Consider the following 20,037-nt stretch of genomic DNA (forward strand, 5'->3'; position numbering starts at 1 on the left):
TCCGCTCCCGCCGCGAAGCAGACGAGGAGCAAGCGGGCGGCAGCCGGTTCGAACGCGACGCCCTCCGACGAGAGGGTCACCCGGGCGGCCACGCCGGCAGCCGCCGCCGACCCGGCCCTGGCAGCACCAGCACCAGCACCAGCACCAGCACCAGCACCAGCACCAGCACCAGCACCAGCAGCGTCCATCAGCGCCGAGGGTGACAGCGACCTCGACCTGCGGCAGGTGTCGGCGCGTACCCGGGGCGGGGAGTTGCGGGCGCTCACCGTGCGGCTGCTCGACCACCCCGGATTCGCTCCGGAGCTGCTGGCGATGGCGGCGGTCGACCGGCTCGGCCCACGCGCGGCGGACTGGGCGGGACGGCTGCGGGAGACGTACCCGGACGCGGGCGGTGACGGCCTGGCCCGGCTGGCGACCCGGCGGTTCGTCCGGCAGGCCGCCACGGGTGGGGCGGCCGCCGCGCTGGCCGGGGTGTTCGCCCCGGTGGCCGAGTTGACGGCGGTGCTCTGGTCCCAGGCGAACCTGGTGCTGCACCTGGCCGCCGCCTACGGCACGGATCCGACCCACCCGGACCGCGCCGAGGAACTCCTGGTGCTGACCCAGGTGCATCCTGACCCGGTCGTTGCGGGGGCGGCGCTGGAGGCGGCCCGGTCAGCGGACGGGCCGGGCGAGGAGCCGTGGGCGCGGGCGGCGGAGGCGGCCTGGCGGCTGGCCACGCCACTGGCCGCGCAGGCGGGCGGGTGGCTGGCGCTGCGGCTGGCGTCCCGGTTGCTGCCCGGCGCGGCGCTGCTCGCCGCGGCGGCCGGCGACTCCCTGGCGGCGCAGCGTCTCGCCGCGCGGGCGATCGCCGCCTATCGGGAAGGGCCGGCGGGTCAGAGCCAGTCGAACCACTCTCTCGGCAGGAGCGCGTAGCCGACGAACGCGAAGATGTCGAGCACGGCGTGCGCCACGACCAGCGGCATCACCCGACGGGTCCGCAGGTAGAACAGACTGAACACCACGCCCATGACCGCGTTGCCGACGAAGGCGCCGAAGCCCTGGTACAGGTGGTAGGAGGCGCGAAGCAACGCGCTGGTCGCGACGATCGCGCCGACCCGCCACTGGAGCTGGCGCAGCCGGGTGGTCAGGTAGCCGACGACGATCACCTCTTCCAGCAGGGAGTTCTGCACGGCGGCGAGGATCAGCACCGGCACCGTCCACCACAGGGCGGGCAGGGCGGCGGGCACGAGGCTGGCGTTGACGCCGAGCTGCGCGGCGGCCCAGAACAGCGCGAGGCCGGGCAGGCCGATCAGCGCCGCGAGTCCGACGCCCCGGACCAGGTCGGAGCCGGGTCGCCGGGCGTCCATGCCGAGGGTCCGCGCCGGGTCACCGGGGTCCCGCGCCAGCAGGTGTACGGCGAGCAGCACGGGCAGTAGCGCGAACGCGATGCCGAGCAGCTGATAGGTGAGGTCGAGGTAGGGCCGGGCCGACCGGGAGGTGTTCAACGCGGCGGTCTGCGCCGACAGCGGCCCTTCGGCGGTCAGTTTGGCGATGATCGACACGGCCGCGTACACGGCGGACTGGCCGAGCGACAGGCCGAGCACGAGCAGCGTCTCGGTGCCGAGGGTCCGGCGGGACACCGGGCGGGTGAGCTCAACGGTCACCGCACCACTGTGCCCGACGCCGCTGGCTCATCGGCCGCGCAGGGTCGACCTCGTCGCGGGCGCAGTGGTGACGCGGGCCCACCACACATCGCAGGCCCACCACGTCGCGGGCGCAGTGGTGACGCGGGCCATCACGCCGCCGGCGGACGAGCATCCCGGGGCCGACGACGCGGCAGCGACGAGCACCCCTCACGTGCGATCGCACAGTCTGTGCGACCGGCCTGCACGCTGCGTGGACATTCTATGGGAGCCCGATCCGCCGTGAGGAGAAGGAGCACCCCGTGGGCGACGTCGCACGGCTCTTGAAGGAGAGCTGGACCCTGGTCGAGGAGGACCGGGACCGGCTGAGCGGCCACTTCTACGCCCGGCTGTTCCTGCTCGACCCCGAGCTGCGCAAGCTCTTCCCGGTGCAGATGTCCGGGCAGGGCGACCGGCTGCTGGAGGCGATCATCACGGCGATCCACACCGTCGACGACCCGGAGGGCTTCGACGAGTTCCTCCGCTCGCTGGGCCGTGACCACCGCAAGTACCACGTGGAGGCGAGGCACTACGAGACGATGGGCGTGGCGCTGCTGGATGCGCTGCGCAGCACCGCGGGGGACGGCTGGAACCTGGAGTACGACCAGGCGTGGCGGGACGCGTACGCGGCGATCTCGATTCGGATGCTGGCCGGGGCGGCGGCGGACGACGACCCGCCGTTCTGGCACGCCGAGGTGCTGACCCACGAGCGGTACGGTTCGGACACGGCCGTGCTGACCGTGCAGGCTCTCCAGCATCCGCTGTCGTGGCGGGCGGGTCAGTACGTCAGCGTGGAGGTGCCCCGCTACCACCCTCGGGTGTGGCGGACGTACTCGGTGGCGAACGCCCCGAACGACAACGGTGTGCTGGAGTTCCACGTGCGTACGCCGACGGGGGCGGGCTGGGTGTCGGGGGCGCTGGTGCGCCGGGTGAAGCCGGGCGACCTGCTGCGGGTGGCCGCGCCGATGGGTTCGATGACGCTGGACCGCTCCTCGGAGCGGGACGTCCTGTGTGTGGCCGGCGGTGTCGGCCTGGCTCCGGTCAAGGCCCTGGTGGAGGAGTTGGCCAGCTACAACCGGACCCGCTGGGTGCACGTGTTCTACGGCGCGCGTGCCGAGGCGGACCTGTACGGCCTGGACGGGTTGCGGGAGCTGGTGGCCGCCCACCCGTGGCTGTCGGTCACCCCGGCGTGCAGCGACGACCCGGACTTCGACGGGGAACTGGGCGACATCTCGGACGTGGTGGCCCGCTACGGCCCGTGGACGACGCACGACTGTTACGTCTCCGGTTCGGCGCGGATGGTCCGGGCCACCCTGCGGGTGCTGGCGGAGGACGGGGTACCGCCGCAGCAGACCCGGTACGACACGTTCGGAAATCTCTGAGGCTTTCCTCCCCCCGAACCGGGGCGCGTGCCCCTGCCCCCTGGGGCACGCGCCCCGGTCCCCCGATCGGGCGGCCCGGCACCGCCCCGCGCGACCACGTCCGTCCGGCCGTCGTTTCCCACCCGGGCGGCGTGGTCGCGCCGCTCGGCGCAGGTGTCAGGACCCCCCAGGCGGCCGGTCGTCAGGACCGCCACAGGCGGCTGTCGTCAGTACCGCCAGGGGTGGCCGGTCTCGCGGTACTCCTCCACCGGCACCAGCGGCACGCCGGGGGCCATCCGGTCGACGTAGAGCCGCCCCTCCAGGTGGTCGACCTCGTGTGCCACGAGCCGGGCCATGCCGAACTCGAACGAGGTAATCACCCGGCTGCCGTCGGCTTGGGCGTGTTCCACGTCGATGCGCAGGGGGCGGGGCACCAGTCCGCGGTGGTCGAAGAAGGAGAGGCAGCCCTCGTACTGTTCGTCGGTCTCGCAGGAGGAGTCGACGACGCGGGGGTTGAGCAGCACGACCGGCTCGGCGGCCCGGTCGGGTGGGCGGACCACGGCGGCGGCCCGACCGATGCCGAGTTGCGGGGCGGCGATGCCGACGCCCTTGCTGAACGGATGCAGCTCGTCGAGGCGGGCCAGCGACGTGCAGAGCCGGTCGACGATCTCCCGGGCGGCCGGCTCCTCACGGGGCAGGTCGAACGGGCGGGCCGGCTGGCGCAGCAGGTCGGTGCCGCGCTGCACGATCCCGATCCCGCGCATGCGGTCGCTGGGGCGGACGTGGCCGGCGTCAGGTTCGGTGTCGGGTTCGGCGCGGAACCGCCACTGCATGCGGTACCGGGCGTTGAGGGGTGGTTCGTCGGTCGCCCAGTCGAAGATCACCCGGTCGCCGTCGTCGTGCCGCTCGACGGCCCGGCGCAGCGGGCCCTCCTCCGCCGAGAGTGAGGTCTCCGCGCCCCAGACCTGTGGATCGAGCGCCGCCGGCAGGTCCAGGCGTACGGACAGGTGCCGGGTCGGTACGCGCACCGCGCGCTGGAACCAGGGCCCCCACTTGTCCCGCCCCACCGTGTACGCGTACTCGATGGTGGCCCGGTCCCCGGGGTAGAGGGGGAAGCGGCGGTCGGCGTTCTCGAACAGCAGCCAGATCTCCTTGAAGGCGTCCCGGTCGTGCTTGGCCCGCCAGTGCATCTCCTCGCGTTCGCCGCCGTCCTCGCGGTGGGCGCGCAGGTGCAGTTCGGCGAAGGTCAGCGGGTGTTCGCGGTGGTGCCGGTTGGAGCGCCCGGGGTCGCTGGGGTAGCGGTCGACAGCGACCCGGACCAGGTAGCGGGTGACGGGTTCGGTGCCGGCGTTGTAGAGCTCGCGCCGGATGACGCAGTGGTAGTCGTCGTCGACGTGGGTGAGGGTGGCGGTTTCCCGTTCGACGATCAGCCCGGTGCCGGGTGGCATCCACTGCCCCGGCAGGGGTGGTTCCCGGTGGCTGCGGTCGCTGCGGGCGTGCCGCAGGTCGTCGTACTCCCGGAAGCGCTGCCAGATGGCGCCGCCGGCCTTCAGCACGGCCTCGGCGCGGCGGGCGAAGTCCTCGGTGGGGCGGTGGCGGCGGCCCTCGACATGGCTGACGTACGACGGGTCGAAGCCCATCTCGTGGGCGAGCTGCTTCTTGGACAACCCCCTGTCCGTGCGGTGCCGGGCGAGTTCGGCGGCGAAGGAGTCGGCGGCACGATCGAGCGGTGAGGTCGTCATCAGCTTCCTCATGGCCGGGAGTACCAAGTTTCACGTTCGGTACCCGGTCGTGCACACATCTGGCACCTTGCCGACACGACACTTGACGACCAGCGACGGATGTCGATAATCCGGTCCGTTTCCGAGCGCGTGCGGGGGGTAACAGCCATGGGCGGGTGATCCGGCTCTCCAACTGGCACCCGTCGCGGGGTTTCCCCGGCCCACCCGGTGTGGTTAGGCTAGCCTTAGTTGCGCAACCCGACCCGGGACAGGGGGTGAGCCCGATGACAGCGGTACTGCCGACACGCGACATGTCCGCACCGCCGCTCGCCCCGGTCACCGACGCACTGCGCGGCATGTTCGGCACCGACGACCTGCCGGGCCTCGCGCCGGGCCTGCTGGTGGCCGACGAGTTCGGCTGGGAGCCGGCCACCGCGCTGATCGACGGCACCCGCCTGCCGCAGCTGCTCGACGAGGCCGCGCGGCGCTGGCGGGGCACTCCGCACGCCTGCGCCGCGCTGGCGTGGAAGGCGTACAGCTACTGGGCCGCGTTGCCGGCGGTGCTGGGGTGGGCCGCGGCCCGCCGGGTTCCCCTGCTGACCTCGGCCGACACGCTGATCCACTTCTCCGATCCGCGACCGCTGGTGACGCTGGGGCTGCGCCGGTCCACCCCGGTGGCGGTGCTCCCGTCCGACCCGCTGGCCCTGGCCGGCCTGCCCGAGGTACGGGTCGTCGCGGACGAGGCGGCGCTGCTCGCCGCGCTGCGCGCCAGCCTCCTCGACGCCCACCTGAACCCGCTGGTGGGCACGATCCAGGGCGAGGTCCGCATCGGTGCCCGCACCCTGCTCGGCTCCGTCGCCTCCGGGATCGCGCACGGCGTCCTGCGGGCCGCCGACGTGCTGCCCGGTTCGGCGGTCGAGGCGGTGGACACCCTGCTCGGCGCGCTGGGCCTGGCCGACCTGGTGGAGCTGGTGCCCGGCGCGAACGGCGAGCCGACCGTGCAGCGCCGCACCTGTTGCCTGGCCTTCACGCTGCCCAACCCCAAGATCTGCCAGGGCTGCTGCGTCCGCCCGTCCTGACCACCCCGCGCCGCCGCCCGGCCTCCGGGGTGTGTCCGGGGCCGGCGGAACCGTGCCGCCCGCCCTGACCGCCCGCCCGTCGCTCAGTCGCTCAGGGCACGCACGTCCCAGAGCCACACCCCGCCGGTACGGGTGGGCGTGATCCCCACCAGCTCGGTCATGCCCCGGCGCAGCGCCTCGGCCCGCTCGTGCGAACGCAGCGCCCCGGCCCGCTCGTGCGGGGGCAGCGCCCCGACCTCCTCGGGCCGGGCCAGCACCACCGCGCCCGCCCGCCAGTACCGCAGGTCGTCGACCGCGTCGGCGCGGGCCTGCGCGGTGATCGGCGGCACCTGCCCGGTCTTGCGGATCGTCGTGAAGAAGTCGCTGGTCGGGCGGGGCGTCGCGCCGAACAGGGCGACCCGCTCCCGGCCGGGCCGGGTGTCCGGGCCGAGGAAGTAGCCACGGGCGATCGGCATCTCCAGGCCGGTACGGGCGGACCAGCGCAGCGGGTCGGCGTAGTCGGTGTCGGGCAGCGGAAGGGTGACCACGCTGCGCCCACCGGCCACGTACGGACGCCAGGCCCCCGAGGTGACGAACGCGGGCACCGGATCGAGGGGCTTCGTGGGCAGCGGAGTGGGCAACAGCGGCACCAGGGCCATGGCGAACACCGTTCCGGCGGCGAACCGGATCTGCGGTCGCGCCGCCGGGTGCCGGGCGGCCAGCGTACGGATGTGCTCCGCGCCGTAAGCGAGCAGCAGCCCGATGATCGGGGTGATCGCCAGCGCCCACCGGGTGGGCACGACGGAGTGCAGGATCGGCAGGTCCTCCAGCGCCGCCCAGGGGGCGGGGATCCCGGTGGCCCGCCGCTCGAAGCGGACCTCCCGACCGAGGGACAGCACCGCGAAGATCATCCCCAGCGCCGCCAGGGCGAGCACCACCACGTTGCGGCGCAGCCACCAGACCAGGGCGGCCACCAGCAGCACCAGCGGCCAGCCGAAGAAGGCGTTCTCCTCGGTCGGGTTCTTCGCCAGGCCCACCGCGCCGCGCGCGTCGCCGGCCAGGGACTCCCGGGAGTACGCCACGAAGGAGGCCAGGTCGGTCGAGTAGCCCCGGATCAGCCGGGACAGCCCGTGGTAGGCGCCGGGCCCGAGAAGTTGCACGTAGAGCGGGTACGCCAGCAGCGCTCCGGCGACGACTGCGGCCACCCCGAGGCCGGCGAGGAAGGGGCGCGCCCGGCGGCGCAGCGCGGGCCGGCCGAGGGCGAGCGCGCCGACCACCACGCCCAGACCGATCGCGGTCATCAGCAGGATCTCCAGGTTGAGGAACGCCTGCCAGACGATCACCAGGGCCAGCAGCAGCCCGTTGCGCAGCCAGCGGCCGGGCTCACCGAGCCGCAGGGTACGCCAGATGATCAGCGGGACGACGTACTGCGACACGATGTTCGGGTGCGCGTTGGCGTGCGAGACCATCGCCGGCGCGTACCCGCAGAACGTCGCGCCGAGCCAGGCGGCTCCCTGGGCGAGGCCGAGTACGCGGGAGATCAGGAAGTACCAGGCGGTGGCCGTCGCGATCATCCCGAGGGTGAGGAACAGGAGAAAGGCGGCCCGGGTTCCGAACAGCAGGGTGACGGGCGTCATTGGCAATGACACCGACAACACGGAGGTGTTGGCCATCAGATTGACGCCGTCCGGCACGTTCATCCGGTCCGAGCCGAACGGGTAGGCGAAATCGGTCACCACCCGCGCACCGTGGGCCATCATCCATTCGAACTGCGCCATGTCGGTCGGGTTGTCCCGCACCCCGTGGCCCGGATGCCACCACAGGCGCGCGGTGACCCAGAAGCCGAGGGCCACGAAGCTCGCCACCGCCGCCGCGTCCGCCCACCACCTGGGCCGGGACCCGCGCCACCGGCCGAACCGGCCCGCCGACCCTCCCGCCCCGGGCTCAGCGACAGGGCGGCCCGATTCAGGAGTAGTCATGACCATTCGCAGGGTAGTCAGCCGGAGATGCCGCCGTGGCGTGTTTCGGGGTACTGGCGTAGTATGTGCCGGGTTTGTTGACCACCGATCATGTACCCTGCCCCGACCGTATTTCGGCCACCACGGTGCCCCGATTCTCCCGCCGTACGCGCGGATGGTTCACTCTGACGGTTCAGGCGCGGGTCGAGTCGTATCGTGAGGAATCGACGCATGGCAGAAATCACTGGGGACCAGCGCGTGCAGTCGGAGGTCCTGGAGGGCCTCGCGACAGCAGTGAACCACCGCCGCTGGTTCGTCGAGCTCGCCGTGCCGTACCTCGGTGACAACCCGATCGAGATCGGCAGTGGCCTCGGCGACTACGCGCTGGAGTGGGCCGAGCTGTTCCCCCGGTTCACCGCCACCGAGGCCGACCCGGACCGGCTGGTGCAGCTCAAGGAGCGCCTGGCCGACCACCCGGGCATCGACGTGCGGCAGATGCTGTTGCCGCACACCGAGCGGGGCGACTACAGCGCCGCCGTGTCGTACAACGTGCTGGAGCACATCGAGGACCACGTGGGCGCGCTGAGCAGCATGCGCGAACTGGTCCGTCCCGGCGGTGCGGTGATCATCATCGTGCCGGCGTTCGAGTTCGCGATGAGCCCGGCCGACGTCGCCACCGGCCACGTCCGCCGCTACACGAAGAAGACGCTGGGCACCGCGATGACCCAGGCCGGGCTCACCGTCGAGAAGATCCACTACGCGAACGCGCTCGGCCTGATCGGCTACTTCATGGCCACCAAGGTCTTCCGGCTGATGCCGAAGGAGGGGCCCATGGTCAAGGTCTACGACACCCTGGTCCTTCCGGTGACCAAGGCCGCGGAGCAGCGCGTCCGCCCCCCGTTCGGCCAGTCCGTCTTCGCGGTCGCCCGCGTCCCCTCCTGACCCGCTCTCTGGTTCTGGGTCTGGCTGGGCTGGGCTGGGCTGGGCTGGGCTGGGCTGGGCTGGCGATCATGAGGTTGACGGCGCGTACGGCGATGCCGGCGTCCGCCAACCTCATGATCGCCGCAGGTCATTCCTTCACGTGGAACGTGGGTCGGACCACCGCGCGGGCCAGGGTGTGGAAGGCAAGATTGAAGCCCACGTAGGCCGGGGTGGCGTCCGGGGTGACGTCGAGGCGGTCGACGTCCAGGGCGTGCACCGCGAAGACGTAACGATGAGGACGGTCACCGGCCGGCGGTGCGGCGCCACCGTAGCCCTGCTCGCCGTAGTCGTTGCGCACGGTGAACCCGACCCGCAGGTCGTCGGCCGACACGCCGCGCGGCAACTCCGTCACGTCCACCGGCAGGTTCACCAGCACCCAGTGCCAGAACCCGCTGCCGGTGGGCGCGTCCGGGTCGAAGCAGGTCACGACGAAGCCCTTCGTCTCCGCGGGGAAGCCCGACCAGGCCAGGTGCGGGGAGACGTTGTCGCCACCGACGCTGCCGTGCGCGTACGCGGCGTCCATCGGCTCGCCGTTCTGCACGTCGTCGCTGGTGAGCGTGAACGAGGAGACGGTCGGCAGCAGCTCGTACGGGTCCGGGGCGATCGGTCGTTCCAAGGTCATCGCGACAGGTCCTTCCGGTGAGAGTGGGCGTTCTGCGCCCCTTCATACCCCGTCGGACCGCCACTCGGACACCGAAGCGCCCGAGGCGCTGGTCGAAGGCGGAGGGTGTGGGATTAGAACCCACGAGGATCTGACAGCCTCGCGGTTCTCCGGGCCGTGAAGCTCGGAGGGTGACTTGCCGCTCAACCGGTTTGTGTTTTTGGCGTTTGTAGCGCATGCTCGCACTATGGCGACGATGAGCGGAGACCTTCTGACGACCGGTCAGGCCGCAAGGCTCCTGGGATCGTCGCGCCAGCAGGTGGTCAACCTTTGCGAGCGTGGAGAGCTGCCGTTCGTGAAGGTCGGCAAGCACCGGAGGATCGAGCGGACCGATGTCGAGTCGCTGCTGCGTCCCAGGCCGGAGCTGACTCGTGATCAACTCAAGTCGCTGTGGCTGCACCAGGCGGTGGCAGGCAGGCTCGTCACCGACCCGGACGAGGTGCTGGGCAAGGCGAGGCAGAATCTCGATCGGCTCCTGCGGCAGCACCGGGAAACCATGACCGAGGTCTGGCTGAAGCGCTGGCAGGACACGATCGACGAGGGAATCGGCGCCGTCCTGAGGATGCTGACATCGGAAGATCCGGAGGCTGTGGAGCTACGACAGAACTCGCCCTTCGCTGGGGTCCTGTCCCAGTCACAGCGCAAGAAGGTCCTTGACTCGTTCATCCGTAGCGGCTGGGAACGAGCGGCGTGAGACGCGAGCAACTGGAACACGTCCTGCGATCCGCTTGCCAGGTCGTCGGAGACCCGGACGTCCTTGTCATCGGCAGCCAGTCGGTGCTGGGCTCGATCCCGGAGAGCAGGCTTCCGCTGGAAGCCACCGCCTCGATGGAGGTCGACGTGGCATTCTTCAACGACCCGAACGACCGGAAGGCCGATCAGGTCGATGGTGCGATCGGTGAGTTCTCGCCGTTTCACGAGATGAATGGCTACTACGCCCAGGGTGTGAGCGTGTCGACCGCGGTACTACCCGAGGGGTGGCGGGATCGTTTGGTTCTGGTGGAGTCCCAGAGCACCCAACCAGGTCGCGGCTACACGCTCGAACCACACGACTGTGTCGTGTCCAAGCTGGTGGCCGCCAGAGAGAAGGACCACGCCTTCGCCGACGCGCTCATCCGAGCCGGACTCGTCGACCCGGCAACAGTCGCCGAGCGGATCGAGATGGTCGACGTCCATCCCCTGGTGCTGAAACGCCTCAGGGACTGGATCGCCAGATACCTGCCGGCGACCTGACGGGCAGCCGGGCACAGCGTGCCCGTGCTGCTCAAGGTCCGCGCCTCGTGCATCGACGGACAGGACGAGGCAGCGTTGGACACCGACGACCAGGCCGACAACGCCGGATGACGCCGACACGGATGCGACACGACCCGTGAGACACGACGACACCGGGCGAGACGAAGTGAGGTCGATTCGCGAACTGTTGAACGTCCCCTGACCGGCTCGCGCGCTGGTCAGCGGCGTTTCTGCTGCCCAGAAGGCGGAGGGTGTGGGATTCGAACCCACGAAGACATCGCTGCCTTACCGGTTTTCAAGACCAGCGCCATCGGCCACTAGGCGAACCCTCCCGGACCACGCGCCCGATGACGCGCGACCGTGCCCCAGTCTGCCATGCCGGGCCGCCGAGAGCGCGGTCGAGCCACCCGCTCGGTCCCGTCCACGGGACGGCCGTGCCGGCCGACTGCTCCCCTGACCTGGGCCACCGGCACCAGCGACAGTCCACAGTGGCAGGTGGAGGATTGGCGGGTGCGCCGCGTCACCTCCGGTGGATGGGGTATGACTGAGCCATGCACGCGATCACGATTCCCGAGCCCGGCGGACCCGACGCACTGGTCTGGGCCGAGGTGCCCGACCCGGAGCCCGCGTCGGGCGAGGTGGTCGTCGCCGTGCGGGCCACTGCGATCAACCGCGCCGACCTGCTGCAACGTCAAGGGCACTACCCGCCGCCGCCGGGCGCGCCCGCGTACCCGGGGCTGGAGTGCTCGGGAGTGGTGAGCGCGACCGGTCCCGGGGTGACCGGCTGGCAGGTGGGTGACGAGGTCTGCGCGCTGCTGGCCGGTGGCGGTTACGCGGAGCGGGTGGCCGTGCCCGCCGGCCAACTGCTGCCGGTGCCGGCGGGCGTCGACGTGGTCGACGCCGCCGCGCTGCCGGAGGTCGCCTGCACGGTCTGGTCGAACGTGGTCCAGCTCGCCGGCCTGCGCGAGGGCGAGACGCTGCTGGTGCACGGCGGCGGCAGCGGGATCGGCACCTTCGCGATCCAGCTCGGCGCGGCACTCGGCGCGACCGTGCTGGCCACCGCGCGGGCCGCCAAGCACGATCGGCTCCGCGAGCTGGGCGCCGGGCACCTGATCGACTACACGGAGCAGGATTTCGTGGCGGAGGTGCACCGGGTCACCGACGGCCGGGGCGCGGACGTCGTACTCGACATCATGGGCGCGTCGTACCTGGGGCGGAACGTGACGGCGCTGGCCACCGGCGGTCGCCTGGTGGTGATCGGAATGCAGGGGGGTCGCAGGGGCGAGCTGGACCTGGGCGCGCTGTTGGCCAAGCGGGGCACGATCGCGGCGACGGCCCTGCGGTCCCGCCCGACCGCGCAGAAGGCGGAGATCGTACGTGGGGTACGCGACGAGGTGTGGCCCCTGGTCGAGGCGGGTCGGGTGCGCCCGGTGGTCGACCGGCGACTGCCCATCACGCAGGCCGCCGAGGCGCACCGAATGGTCGGGGCCAACGAGCACGTCGGCAAGGTGCTGCTCACCGTCAGCTGAGGCCGCACCCCGCACGGGGGTCGGCGGCGCACCGGCCACGGCGACGCGACGGCCCCGGCAGCCCTGATCCGGTCACTGTGCTGGCCCGGGGAGGGTGAGCCGGGCCCCGGGGCCCTCGGTGGCCAGGGAGTCGTCCGGATTGGCGAGGGTGCAGCGCCGCAACGACAGGCAACCGCAGCCGATGCAGCCGTCGAGGTCGTCGCGGAGCCGGCCGAGCAGGCGGATCTTCTCGTCCAGCCGCTCCCGCCAGGCGGTGGAGAGTCGCGTCCACTCCTCGGCGGTCGGGCTGCGTGAGGTGGGCAGCGAGTCGAGGGCCTCGCGGATGTCGTCCAGCGAGATGCCGACCTGCTGGGAGATCCGGATGAAGGCGACCCGACGCAGCTCACTGCGGGCGTAGCGGCGCTGGTTGCCGCCGGTGCGTTCGGCGTGGATCAGTCCGAGCTGTTCGTAGTAGCGCAGTGCGGAGGCCGTCACCCCGCTGCGGTCGGACAACTGGCCGATCGTCAGTGAATCCTGCATCACACCTGCCTTGAGTTAAAGTTGACTTTAACTTGCAGGCTAGTGGCATGACCACACTCGCCACCACCGCCAGGACCGCCGAGGCCGCCGCCCCGCTCGACGGCCGCCACCCCGGTACGTCCCTCGCCGTCGACCCCCTGCTGGAGCGGGTCGGGCCGGCCGGGAGTTCGGGGCCAACGTCTACTCCACGGTCGACGTGCTCCGGGTGCTCTACGACCGCGTCCTGCGCGTCACCCCCGCCGGAGTCGACGACCCCGACCGCGACCGGTTCCTGCTGTCCAAGGGCCACGCCGTTGCCGGGTACTACGCCGTGCTCGCCGCGAAGGGCTTCTTCCCACCCGACTGGCTCGACGACCAGGGCGGGCCCGACAGCCGGCTCGGCGACCACCCCGACCGGACACTCGTGCCCGGCGTGGAGATCGGCTCCGGCTCGCTGGGGCACGGCCTCGGGCTGGGCGTCGGCACGGCCCTCGGCCTCCGCGCCCAGGGCCTGCTCGAACCCCGGGTGTACGTGCTGCTCGGCGACGCCGAACTGGACGAGGGATCCAACCACGAGGCCATCGCGTACGCGGGGGCGACCGGCCTGGCCAACCTGACCGCCATCGTGGTCGACAACTCGTCCGCCACCCATGGCTGGCCCGGCGGGGCGGACAGCCGGTTCACGGTCAACGGATGGACCTCCGCCACCGTCGACGGCCGCGACCACGCCGCCCTGCACACCGCACTGACCGGGCACGACAACCACCGGCCGCACGTCGTCGTCGCGGTCGTCGACGGCGGGGAGTGACCGTGCGAGACGCCTTCGTCGACACCACCACCGACCTGCTGGCCGAGGACCCGCGCACCGCGCTGGTGCTCGCCGACATCTCCGCCGACGCCTTCGCCCCCGCCGCCGTACGGCACCCCGACCGGGTGCTCAACGTCGGCATCCGGGAACAGCTGATGGTCGGAGTGGCCGGCGGGCTGGCCCTGACCGGGCTGCGCCCGATCGTGCACAGCTACGCCCCGTTCCTGGTCGAGCGGGCGTACGAGCAGATCAAGCTCGACCTCGACCACCAGGCGGTCGGGGCGGTGCTGGTCGGCATCGGCGCGTCGTACGACCGGGCCGCCGCGGGACGCACCCACCTCGCCCCGGCCGACGTCGCCCTGATCGACACCCTGTCCGGCTGGACCGTGCACGTGCCGGGGCACCCGGCCGAGGTGCCCGACCTGCTGCGCGCCGCCGTGGCCGTCGACTCGTCGGCGTACCTGCGGCTGTCGACGCTGCACAACGCGCGGCCGTACGGCGGCGACGGCACGCTGCGGGTGCTCCGCGACGCCGGACCGGGCGCACCTCTGCTGGTCGCGGTCGGCCCGACGCTGGACGCGGCTCTCGCGGCGGTGGCCGACCTGCCGGTGACCGTGGCGTACACCCACCGACCCCGGCCGTTCGACACCGCCGGCCTGCGGGCGCTCGCCGGCACCGAGGTGATCCTGGTGGAGCCGTACCTGGCGGGGACGTCCGCCCGGGTGGTCGGGGCGGCGCTGGCCGACCGGTCGCACCGACTGTTGGCGCTGGGCGTCGGTCGGGAGGAGCTACGCCGCTACGGCTCCGCCGATGACCACACGCGCTGGCACGGGCTGGATCCGGCGGGGCTGCGTCGATCGGTGTCGGCGTTCCTGGCCCCGGTGCCCGTCTGACCCGCTCAGCGAGCCGAAGACCGGGCACCCCTGACCCGCCGGGGGCCAGCACCCCTGACCTGCCGGCCCGGCACCACCGACCCGCCGGGCCGGAGGGTCGGGCGCCCTGGTGGGGTCAGCGGGGCGGGTTGCCTACGGGACGGCGGCGAGCGCGCTCGCGGCCCAGGATCCACAGCGCCTCGACGCCGTCCTTCCAGGTGATCTTCTTGCCCTCCTCGCGGCCCCGGGCGCGGTAGCTGATCGGCACCTCGTAGGGCCGGATCCGGCGGCGCAGCAGCTTGCCGGTCACCTCGGCCTCCATGCCGAACCCGCGGGAGCGGATGTCGAGGGAGCGGTAGAGCGCGACCGGCATCAGCTTGAAGCAGGTCTCCAGGTCACCGATGTAGGAGTTGAACAGCACGTTCGCTGCCATCGTGACGCCCTTGTTGCCGATCACATACCAGAAGCTGTACGCGCTGTGGCTGCCGAAGGTGCGGTTGCCGTAGACGACGTCGGCGCGCCCGTCGAGCACCGGGGCGAGCAGCTTGGGGATGTCCTGCGGGTCGTACTCCAGGTCGGCGTCCAGAATCACCATGTACTCGCCCTGGGCACTGGCGACCGCCGTCTTGATCGCCGCGCCCTTGCCGGCGTTGCGCTGGTGGGTGACCACCCGCAGTCGGGCGTCGTCGGCCCGGCCGAGGATCTCGCCGGTGCCGTCCCGGCTGCCGTCGTCGACGACGACGAGCTCGATCTCGCACGGGTATTCGACCGCCAGGGCCTGCTTGAGGGCATCCGCGATGAGTTCTTCCTCGTTGTAGACCGGCATGAGGATCGACAGCTTCACGGGAATCTCCACGGTGGCGGTGACACGTCGTCCCTAGCCTAGCCTGGCAGCTCAGCCAAGCGGTGCCGGCCGCCGACGGAGATCGATGACACGGCTGTCAGGTTGATGGTGTTTACTTCCGGCCATGTCGGCCGCCGGCTATCTGCTCGCCCTGGCTCCCGTCGCCACCGTCGTCCTGTTCTCCGTCGCGCTGCGACCAACCGCCGGGGGCGTGGTCGCGCCGCGTCGACTCGCGGTCACCCGCGCCGCGCTGGTCACCGGGGCCGTCGCGGTGTTCACCGTGGAGGCGCTGGGCGCGCTCGGCTGGCTCACCCTGCCCGCGTTCGCCGTCGTCTGGCTGCTCGTCCTCGCCGCCGCCGGCACGGCCGCGTCCCGCCGGCTGCGGCGGGACCGGGCCCGGTCCCGAGCGGTCGACGCGGACGTGCCGCACCGGACGGACCCCGGTCCGGCCGGCCGACCCGGTACCGTCCCGGCCGCTGTCGGGGAACCGGTCGACCGGGTCCTGGTCACCGGCGTGACCGGACCGGCCGACCGGAGCGGGTTCACCGGCCCGGTCGGCGACGGCGACCGGCCCGGCCCGGCCCGCACGGGTCCGGGTTCCACAGCGGACCCGGCCTCCGGGCAGTGGCGCGACGCTTCCCGCACGGGCGCGGGGCATCCGGCGACCCTGACGGCCGGCGGGGACGACAGCGGGGGTGACGCGGCGGTGGGCGGCCGGGTGCCGAGGCAGCGCCGGCCGGGCGACGCCAGCCGGGCGGGCCGGCCCTCGCCCGGGGGCGACCCGTCGCCGGCCGCCGGCTGGTCGGCCCGCCTGCTGCGGTTCTGGCGTACGGCCAGCCGGGGCGAACGGCTGCTGGCCGGAACCGTCGGCGGGCTGCTGCTGGTGGAGTTGCTGGTCGCGCTGCTGGCCGAGCCGAACAACTTCGACTCGCAGACCTACCACCTGCCGAAGGTCGAGCGGTGGGTGGCGCAGGGTGACCTGGAGTTCTGGGCCACCGCGATCCACCGTCAGGTGACCATTCCGCCGGGCGCGGAGTACCTGTTGCTGCACCTGCGCCTGCTCACCGGCGGCGACGCGCTGCACAATCTGGTGCAGTGGGCCGCCGGGGTCGGGCTGCTGCTGGTCGCCACCCGGATCACCGCCCAGCTCGGTGGCGGGCGGCGGGCACAACTGCTCACCGCCTTCGTGCTGGCGACCACGCCGATGGTCACCCTCCAGGCCACCAGCACCCAGACCGACCTGGTGTGCGCGGCGTGGGTGGCGTGCGCCGCGACGCTGGTGCTGGACGGCCTGGGTCGGCGGAGCGGGATCGGCACCCTGCTCGGCCTGGGCGCGGCCACCGGGCTGACCGCGGTCACCAAGACCAGCGGCCTGATCGCCGTCGGCCCCCTGCTGGTGCTCTGGGGCCTGGCCCAGCTCAGGCTGGCGTACGCGGCCCGGCGGGCGGTCGCCCCCCGGGTGGCCCGTACCGTCGTCGCCTCCGGGCTGATCCTGCTGGTCGCGGCGACGGTCGTCGGCCCGTTCCTGGCCCGGGTGACCGCCGAGTTCGGGCACCCCCTCGGCCCGCCCCGACTGCGGGAGTCGGTGCCGATGGAGCGGCACGACCCGGCTTCGGTGCTGGTGAACGCCCTGCGGATCGGGCACACCGCCTTCGACACCCCGCTGGCGCCGCTGCGCCGGGCGGGAGCGGAGGCCATCGTCGCGGTGGCGGGGCTGCTCGGGGTGGACCCCCAGGACCGCGAGATCACCTTCGGTCGGGAGAAGTTCCCCGAGCCGGCCTGGTACCCCGACGAGGACCGGGTGGCCTTCCCGCTCGCCGGTGGGCTGGCGCTGGTCGGGGCCGTCGTGGCGCTCGCCCGTCCGTCCCGGGTCAGCCCGTCGGGCGCGGGCCCGCTGCGGGCGTACACGATGGTGGTGGTCACCGCGGTGGTGCTGCACACCGCGATGATCAAGTGGCAGCCGTGGGGCAACCGGTTGCTGCTGTACGCGCTGGCGTTGGCCGTACCGCTGGCGGGTCTGTGGCTGGACGCGCTGTTCCGCCGCCGGGCCGACCGCGCGCCCGGCGACGGCCGACGGTCGGTGGCCGTGGTGCTGGCCGTCACGGTGCTGGCCACGTGCGCGCTGGCCGGCGTGCTGGCGATCTCCTACGGTTTCCCGCGCCGGCTGGTGGGTGCCGGCTCGGTGTTCACCACGTCGGAGTGGGACACCCGGTTCCTGCGTCGCCCACAGTGGGCGGCGGAGTTCCGGTGGGCGGCGGATGCGGTCGGCGCGACGGACGCCCGGCGGATCGGTCTGGTGCAGCAGAACGACAACTGGGAGTACCCCTGGTGGCTGCTGCTGCGCGGCACCGACGGCGGGTCGCCCGACCTGGTGGCGCTGGAGTCGGTGTTGCCGGAGCGGCCGGGTGCCGACCCGGCTTCGGTGGACGCGATCGTCTGCACGGGTTCCCGCAAGACCTGCGCGAACCTGGTGCCGCCCGGCTGGCGGCTGGAGTTCCGCTCGTACGTGGGCTACGCCCTGCCGCCGCAGCGGTGACCGGTCGGGCCCCCGTCACGCGACGGGGACCCGATCCCACGGTCAGTCCTGCCTGCGCGGCACCACGATGAGCCGGGCCACGCCGGTGTCGCCCTCCTTGGCACCGGCCACCCCGACGGTGGTGCCGACCGCCACGTCCTTCGGCTGGATCGTGCTGCGTCGTTCGACGACCCGCAGGCCGTCCCCGAACGTCCAGGTCATGGTGAAACCGTCGGCCGACTTCACGGTCACCGAATCGCCGTCGACGGCCGTCACCTCACCCCGCTGGACGGCGACGGTCCTGGTCCCCCCGTCCCTGGTCTGCACGACGACCTCGCCGTGCAGGGCGTTGCGCCGCAGCAGCACCCGGGCCGCCCGACGCTTGCGCCACTCCTCTGCGCGCTCCCCGCGACGCGGCTCGGCACCAGCCGGCGCAGGCGTGCCGTCGGCCGACGTGGGCGTGCCGTCCGCCGGCGCGGGCTCCGCCGGGTCCAGGTCCACGGGGTCGACGCCCAGCGCCGCGAGGGCCTGCCCCTCGACGCCCATCGCGGCGGCCACCTCCACCGCGGCCTCCTGCGCCGTGTCCTGGGCGACCTGGGCCGGGCCGCATCCTGCGGCGACCAGCGCCACCGCCGCGAGCAGCGTGACGACGAATCCGTGACGTGGCATGACTTTCCCTCTCGTCGGTGGGACGCCGGGACACCGGCGACGTGCCACCAGCGTCGGGCAGGCGGGTGGGCGCGGGGTCAGGCCCGTGTTCGGATCGGGTAAGGATGCGCGGGCAGCAGGACGGTGAACGCCGCCCCGCCCTCCGGTGCGTGCCCGACGGCGATCCGGCCGCCGAGCCGCCGGACCAGCCCGGCCGCCAGCGCCAGACCCAGGCCGCTGCCCACCTTCCGCACCCCCCGGTACCGCTGGTGCAGGGCCCCGCGTTCGAAGGCCACCGCCAGGTCGTCGTCGGTGAAGCCGGGCCCGCCGTCGCGGACCTCCAGGACCCCGCCGGCGGCCGGGTCCGCGCCGGCCGGCCGGGCCGCGAGCACCACCGCCGCTCCCGGGGGTACGACCCGCAGCGCGTTCTCCAGCAGCCCGTCGACCACCTGCCGGATCCGGCCCGGGTCCGTGTACGCCGGCACCGGACCGCTGGGCAGTTCCACGCGGAACAGCACCCCCAGGGCCGCGCACCGGTCGGCCCAGGTCCGTTGCGCGTCGACGGCGAGCCGGGCCAGGTCGACCTGCGCGGGCTCCAGCGGGAAGTCGACCGCCTCCAGGCGGGCCAACGCCAGCAGGTCGCTGACCAGGCGGTCCAGGTGTTGCGCCTCGGCCAGCATCGTCCGGCCCGTGTCGGCGGTGGCGGCCGGTTCCACCACTCCGTCGGCGAGCGCCTCGGCGTACCCGCGGATCGCGGTCAACGGGGTCCGCAACTCGTGCGAGACGGACAGCAGGAACTCCCGCTGCCGTCCCTCGCTGGTGGCCAGCGCGGCGGCCAGGCCGTTGAGGGCGTCCGCCAGGTCGGCCACCTCGTCGGGCGGCTCGACGGGCACCCGCACGGTGCGGTCCCCGGCCCGCAGCCGGGCGGCGGCGGTGGCGGCCTGCCGGATCGGGCGGGCCAGCCGGCGGGCGAGCAGCAGCCCGGCGACCAGCCCGGCGGCGAGCCCTGCCAGCAACGCCAGCCACAGGCTGCGCAGCACCTGTCGCCACACGCCACTGCCGGCGGGTCGGGTCAGCACCACGCCGTTGCCGCCGGGCAGGGCCCGGCCCTCGACCAGGGACCGTTGCCCGTCGACGAGCCGCACACCGGAGACGTTGCGGCCCTGGGCGACCCGGTTGACGACCGACCGGGGCAGTCCGGGCCGGTTCGGCGTACCGGCGACGATCATGTGCACGGTGATGTCCTGCTGCTCGCGGAGCTGGCGGACCAGTCGTTCGCCGGCCGCGTCCTGGACCCGCTGCCGCCGTACCCGTAGCACGTCGGCGGCCAGCCGGGCCTGCGCGGCCAGTGCCTCCTGGTCGCGCCGTTCCGCGCCGCGCACCGACAACGGCACCGCGACCAGCGCGGTGACCAGCACCGACACCAGGGCGACCGCGCAGGTGACCAGCACCGCGCGGGCGGTCAGCGTCCCGCCGGGCCGGCGCGGCGGCGGTCCGAGCGCTCCGGATCCGGGCGGCGGCGGCCCGGACGGTGACGGGCCGGACGGTGGCGGCCCGGACGGTGACGGGCCGGACGGTGACGGGCCGGACGGTGGCGGGCCGGACGGTGGCGGGCCGAGCGGTCCGGGGCCGGGCGGTGGCGGGCCGGGCGGTGGCGGGTCGGCCGGTGACGGGCCGGGCGGTCGGGGC

Annotated in this window: 17 protein-coding genes, 1 tRNA gene and 1 pseudogene; 10 read left to right on the forward strand and 9 right to left on the reverse strand. The window is 73.1% G+C overall.

Annotated elements, in window-relative coordinates:
- The first annotated feature begins 225 nt into the window (after nucleotides 1-225).
- On the forward strand, nucleotides 226-912 hold the full coding sequence (locus GA0070616_RS11940; RefSeq protein WP_245712737.1) for a hypothetical protein: 687 nt from the start codon (nucleotides 226-228) through the stop codon (nucleotides 910-912).
- Here the strand turns inward: GA0070616_RS11940 and GA0070616_RS11945 are convergent.
- The gene (locus tag GA0070616_RS11945; protein ID WP_091080939.1) at nucleotides 873-1,643 is read right to left on the reverse strand and encodes a CPBP family intramembrane glutamic endopeptidase; all 771 of its coding nucleotides are present in this window, start codon (nucleotides 1,641-1,643) and stop codon (nucleotides 873-875) included. The two genes, GA0070616_RS11940 and GA0070616_RS11945, sit on opposite strands and share 40 nt — an antisense overlap.
- A 281-nt stretch (nucleotides 1,644-1,924) precedes the next feature.
- Here GA0070616_RS11945 and GA0070616_RS11950 point away from each other — a divergent pair, with 281 nt between their 5' ends.
- On the forward strand, nucleotides 1,925-3,043 hold the full coding sequence (locus GA0070616_RS11950; protein WP_091080942.1) for a globin domain-containing protein: 1,119 nt from the start codon (nucleotides 1,925-1,927) through the stop codon (nucleotides 3,041-3,043).
- Nucleotides 3,044-3,249: 206 nt separating this feature from the next.
- On the opposite strand, the gene GA0070616_RS11955 is transcribed toward GA0070616_RS11950, so the two are convergent.
- Nucleotides 3,250-4,764, reverse strand: a complete 1,515-nt coding sequence (locus GA0070616_RS11955; protein WP_091080946.1) for a peptide deformylase — start codon at nucleotides 4,762-4,764, stop codon at nucleotides 3,250-3,252.
- Between the two features lie 263 nt (nucleotides 4,765-5,027).
- Here GA0070616_RS11955 and GA0070616_RS11960 point away from each other — a divergent pair, with 263 nt between their 5' ends.
- Nucleotides 5,028-5,822 (forward strand): hypothetical protein, encoded by a 795-nt coding sequence (locus GA0070616_RS11960; RefSeq protein WP_425412939.1) that lies wholly within the window; start codon nucleotides 5,028-5,030, stop codon nucleotides 5,820-5,822.
- A gap of 83 nt (nucleotides 5,823-5,905) precedes the next feature.
- Here the strand turns inward: GA0070616_RS11960 and GA0070616_RS11965 are convergent, their stop codons facing one another.
- Nucleotides 5,906-7,780, reverse strand: coding sequence for a hypothetical protein (locus tag GA0070616_RS11965; RefSeq protein ID WP_425412940.1), 1,875 nt, complete (start codon nucleotides 7,778-7,780; stop codon nucleotides 5,906-5,908).
- A 210-nt stretch (nucleotides 7,781-7,990) separates the two neighbouring features.
- Between GA0070616_RS11965 and GA0070616_RS11970 the strand changes: the two genes are divergently transcribed.
- A complete protein-coding gene (locus GA0070616_RS11970; protein WP_091080953.1) occupies nucleotides 7,991-8,701 on the forward strand; it encodes a class I SAM-dependent methyltransferase in 711 nt (236 codons plus the stop codon).
- 127 nt (nucleotides 8,702-8,828) lie between these two features.
- On the opposite strand, the gene GA0070616_RS11975 is transcribed toward GA0070616_RS11970, so the two are convergent.
- Nucleotides 8,829-9,362 (reverse strand): YbhB/YbcL family Raf kinase inhibitor-like protein, encoded by a 534-nt coding sequence (locus tag GA0070616_RS11975; RefSeq protein ID WP_091080957.1) that lies wholly within the window; start codon nucleotides 9,360-9,362, stop codon nucleotides 8,829-8,831.
- A gap of 226 nt (nucleotides 9,363-9,588) precedes the next feature.
- Here GA0070616_RS11975 and GA0070616_RS11980 point away from each other — a divergent pair, with 226 nt between their 5' ends.
- On the forward strand, nucleotides 9,589-10,095 hold the full coding sequence (locus GA0070616_RS11980; protein ID WP_091080961.1) for a helix-turn-helix domain-containing protein: 507 nt from the start codon (nucleotides 9,589-9,591) through the stop codon (nucleotides 10,093-10,095).
- Nucleotides 10,092-10,634: a DUF6036 family nucleotidyltransferase gene (locus GA0070616_RS28735; protein WP_091080964.1), complete on the forward strand. Its 543-nt coding sequence runs from the start codon at nucleotides 10,092-10,094 to the stop codon at nucleotides 10,632-10,634. Before GA0070616_RS11980 ends, GA0070616_RS28735 begins: the two co-directional genes overlap by 4 nt.
- Before the next feature lie 245 nt (nucleotides 10,635-10,879).
- On the opposite strand, the gene GA0070616_RS11990 is transcribed toward GA0070616_RS28735, so the two are convergent.
- Nucleotides 10,880-10,966 (reverse strand) — tRNA-Ser (locus GA0070616_RS11990).
- 219 nt (nucleotides 10,967-11,185) lie between these two features.
- Between GA0070616_RS11990 and GA0070616_RS11995 the strand changes: the two genes are divergently transcribed.
- Nucleotides 11,186-12,163, forward strand: coding sequence for an NAD(P)H-quinone oxidoreductase (locus GA0070616_RS11995; RefSeq protein WP_091080967.1), 978 nt, complete (start codon nucleotides 11,186-11,188; stop codon nucleotides 12,161-12,163).
- A 72-nt stretch (nucleotides 12,164-12,235) separates the two neighbouring features.
- Here the strand turns inward: GA0070616_RS11995 and soxR are convergent, their stop codons facing one another.
- Nucleotides 12,236-12,682, reverse strand: a complete 447-nt coding sequence (gene soxR / locus GA0070616_RS12000; RefSeq protein ID WP_091080970.1) for a redox-sensitive transcriptional activator SoxR — start codon at nucleotides 12,680-12,682, stop codon at nucleotides 12,236-12,238.
- Between the two features lie 47 nt (nucleotides 12,683-12,729).
- Between soxR and GA0070616_RS12005 the strand changes: the two are divergent.
- Both GA0070616_RS12005 and GA0070616_RS12010 read left to right on the forward strand, forming a co-directional pair.
- Nucleotides 12,730-13,469 (forward strand): annotated as a pseudogene (locus GA0070616_RS12005) (transketolase).
- Between the two features lie 2 nt (nucleotides 13,470-13,471).
- The gene (locus GA0070616_RS12010) at nucleotides 13,472-14,362 is read left to right on the forward strand and encodes a transketolase family protein (RefSeq protein ID WP_091090558.1); all 891 of its coding nucleotides are present in this window, start codon (nucleotides 13,472-13,474) and stop codon (nucleotides 14,360-14,362) included.
- Between the two features lie 115 nt (nucleotides 14,363-14,477).
- Here GA0070616_RS12010 and GA0070616_RS12015 read toward each other — a convergent pair whose 3' ends face one another.
- Entirely contained in the window at nucleotides 14,478-15,185 is a 708-nt protein-coding gene (locus tag GA0070616_RS12015; RefSeq protein ID WP_091090561.1) for a glycosyltransferase family 2 protein, read from the reverse strand.
- Nucleotides 15,186-15,309: 124 nt separating this feature from the next.
- On the opposite strand from GA0070616_RS12015, the gene GA0070616_RS12020 reads away from it, so the two are divergent.
- Entirely contained in the window at nucleotides 15,310-17,721 is a 2,412-nt protein-coding gene (locus GA0070616_RS12020) for a collagen-like domain-containing protein (RefSeq protein WP_245712739.1), read from the forward strand.
- Nucleotides 17,722-17,763: 42 nt separating this feature from the next.
- Here the strand turns inward: GA0070616_RS12020 and GA0070616_RS12025 are convergent, their stop codons facing one another.
- Entirely contained in the window at nucleotides 17,764-18,369 is a 606-nt protein-coding gene (locus GA0070616_RS12025) for a hypothetical protein (protein WP_091080977.1), read from the reverse strand.
- 77 nt (nucleotides 18,370-18,446) lie between these two features.
- Entirely contained in the window at nucleotides 18,447-19,814 is a 1,368-nt protein-coding gene (locus GA0070616_RS12030; RefSeq protein ID WP_091090564.1) for a sensor histidine kinase, read from the reverse strand.
- Nucleotides 19,815-20,037 lie beyond the last annotated feature (223 nt).

This window comes from Micromonospora nigra (assembly GCF_900091585.1).
GTDB lineage: Bacteria > Actinomycetota > Actinomycetes > Mycobacteriales > Micromonosporaceae > Micromonospora > Micromonospora nigra.

Coding starts and splice junctions, on each gene's coding strand:
- GA0070616_RS11955 (WP_091080946.1), bottom strand. CDS start 4,764: ATGACGACCTCACCGCTCGATCGTGCCGCCGACTCCTTCGCCGCCGAA.
- GA0070616_RS11960 (WP_425412939.1), top strand. CDS start 5,028: ATGACAGCGGTACTGCCGACACGCGACATGTCCGCACCGCCGCTCGCC.
- GA0070616_RS11965 (WP_425412940.1), bottom strand. CDS start 7,780: ATGACTACTCCTGAATCGGGCCGCCCTGTCGCTGAGCCCGGGGCGGGA.
- GA0070616_RS11970 (WP_091080953.1), top strand. CDS start 7,991: ATGGCAGAAATCACTGGGGACCAGCGCGTGCAGTCGGAGGTCCTGGAG.
- GA0070616_RS11975 (WP_091080957.1), bottom strand. CDS start 9,362: ATGACCTTGGAACGACCGATCGCCCCGGACCCGTACGAGCTGCTGCCG.
- GA0070616_RS11980 (WP_091080961.1), top strand. CDS start 9,589: ATGGCGACGATGAGCGGAGACCTTCTGACGACCGGTCAGGCCGCAAGG.
- GA0070616_RS11995 (WP_091080967.1), top strand. CDS start 11,186: ATGCACGCGATCACGATTCCCGAGCCCGGCGGACCCGACGCACTGGTC.
- soxR (WP_091080970.1), bottom strand. CDS start 12,682: ATGCAGGATTCACTGACGATCGGCCAGTTGTCCGACCGCAGCGGGGTG.
- GA0070616_RS12020 (WP_245712739.1), top strand. CDS start 15,310: ATGTCGGCCGCCGGCTATCTGCTCGCCCTGGCTCCCGTCGCCACCGTC.
- GA0070616_RS12025 (WP_091080977.1), bottom strand. CDS start 18,369: ATGCCACGTCACGGATTCGTCGTCACGCTGCTCGCGGCGGTGGCGCTG.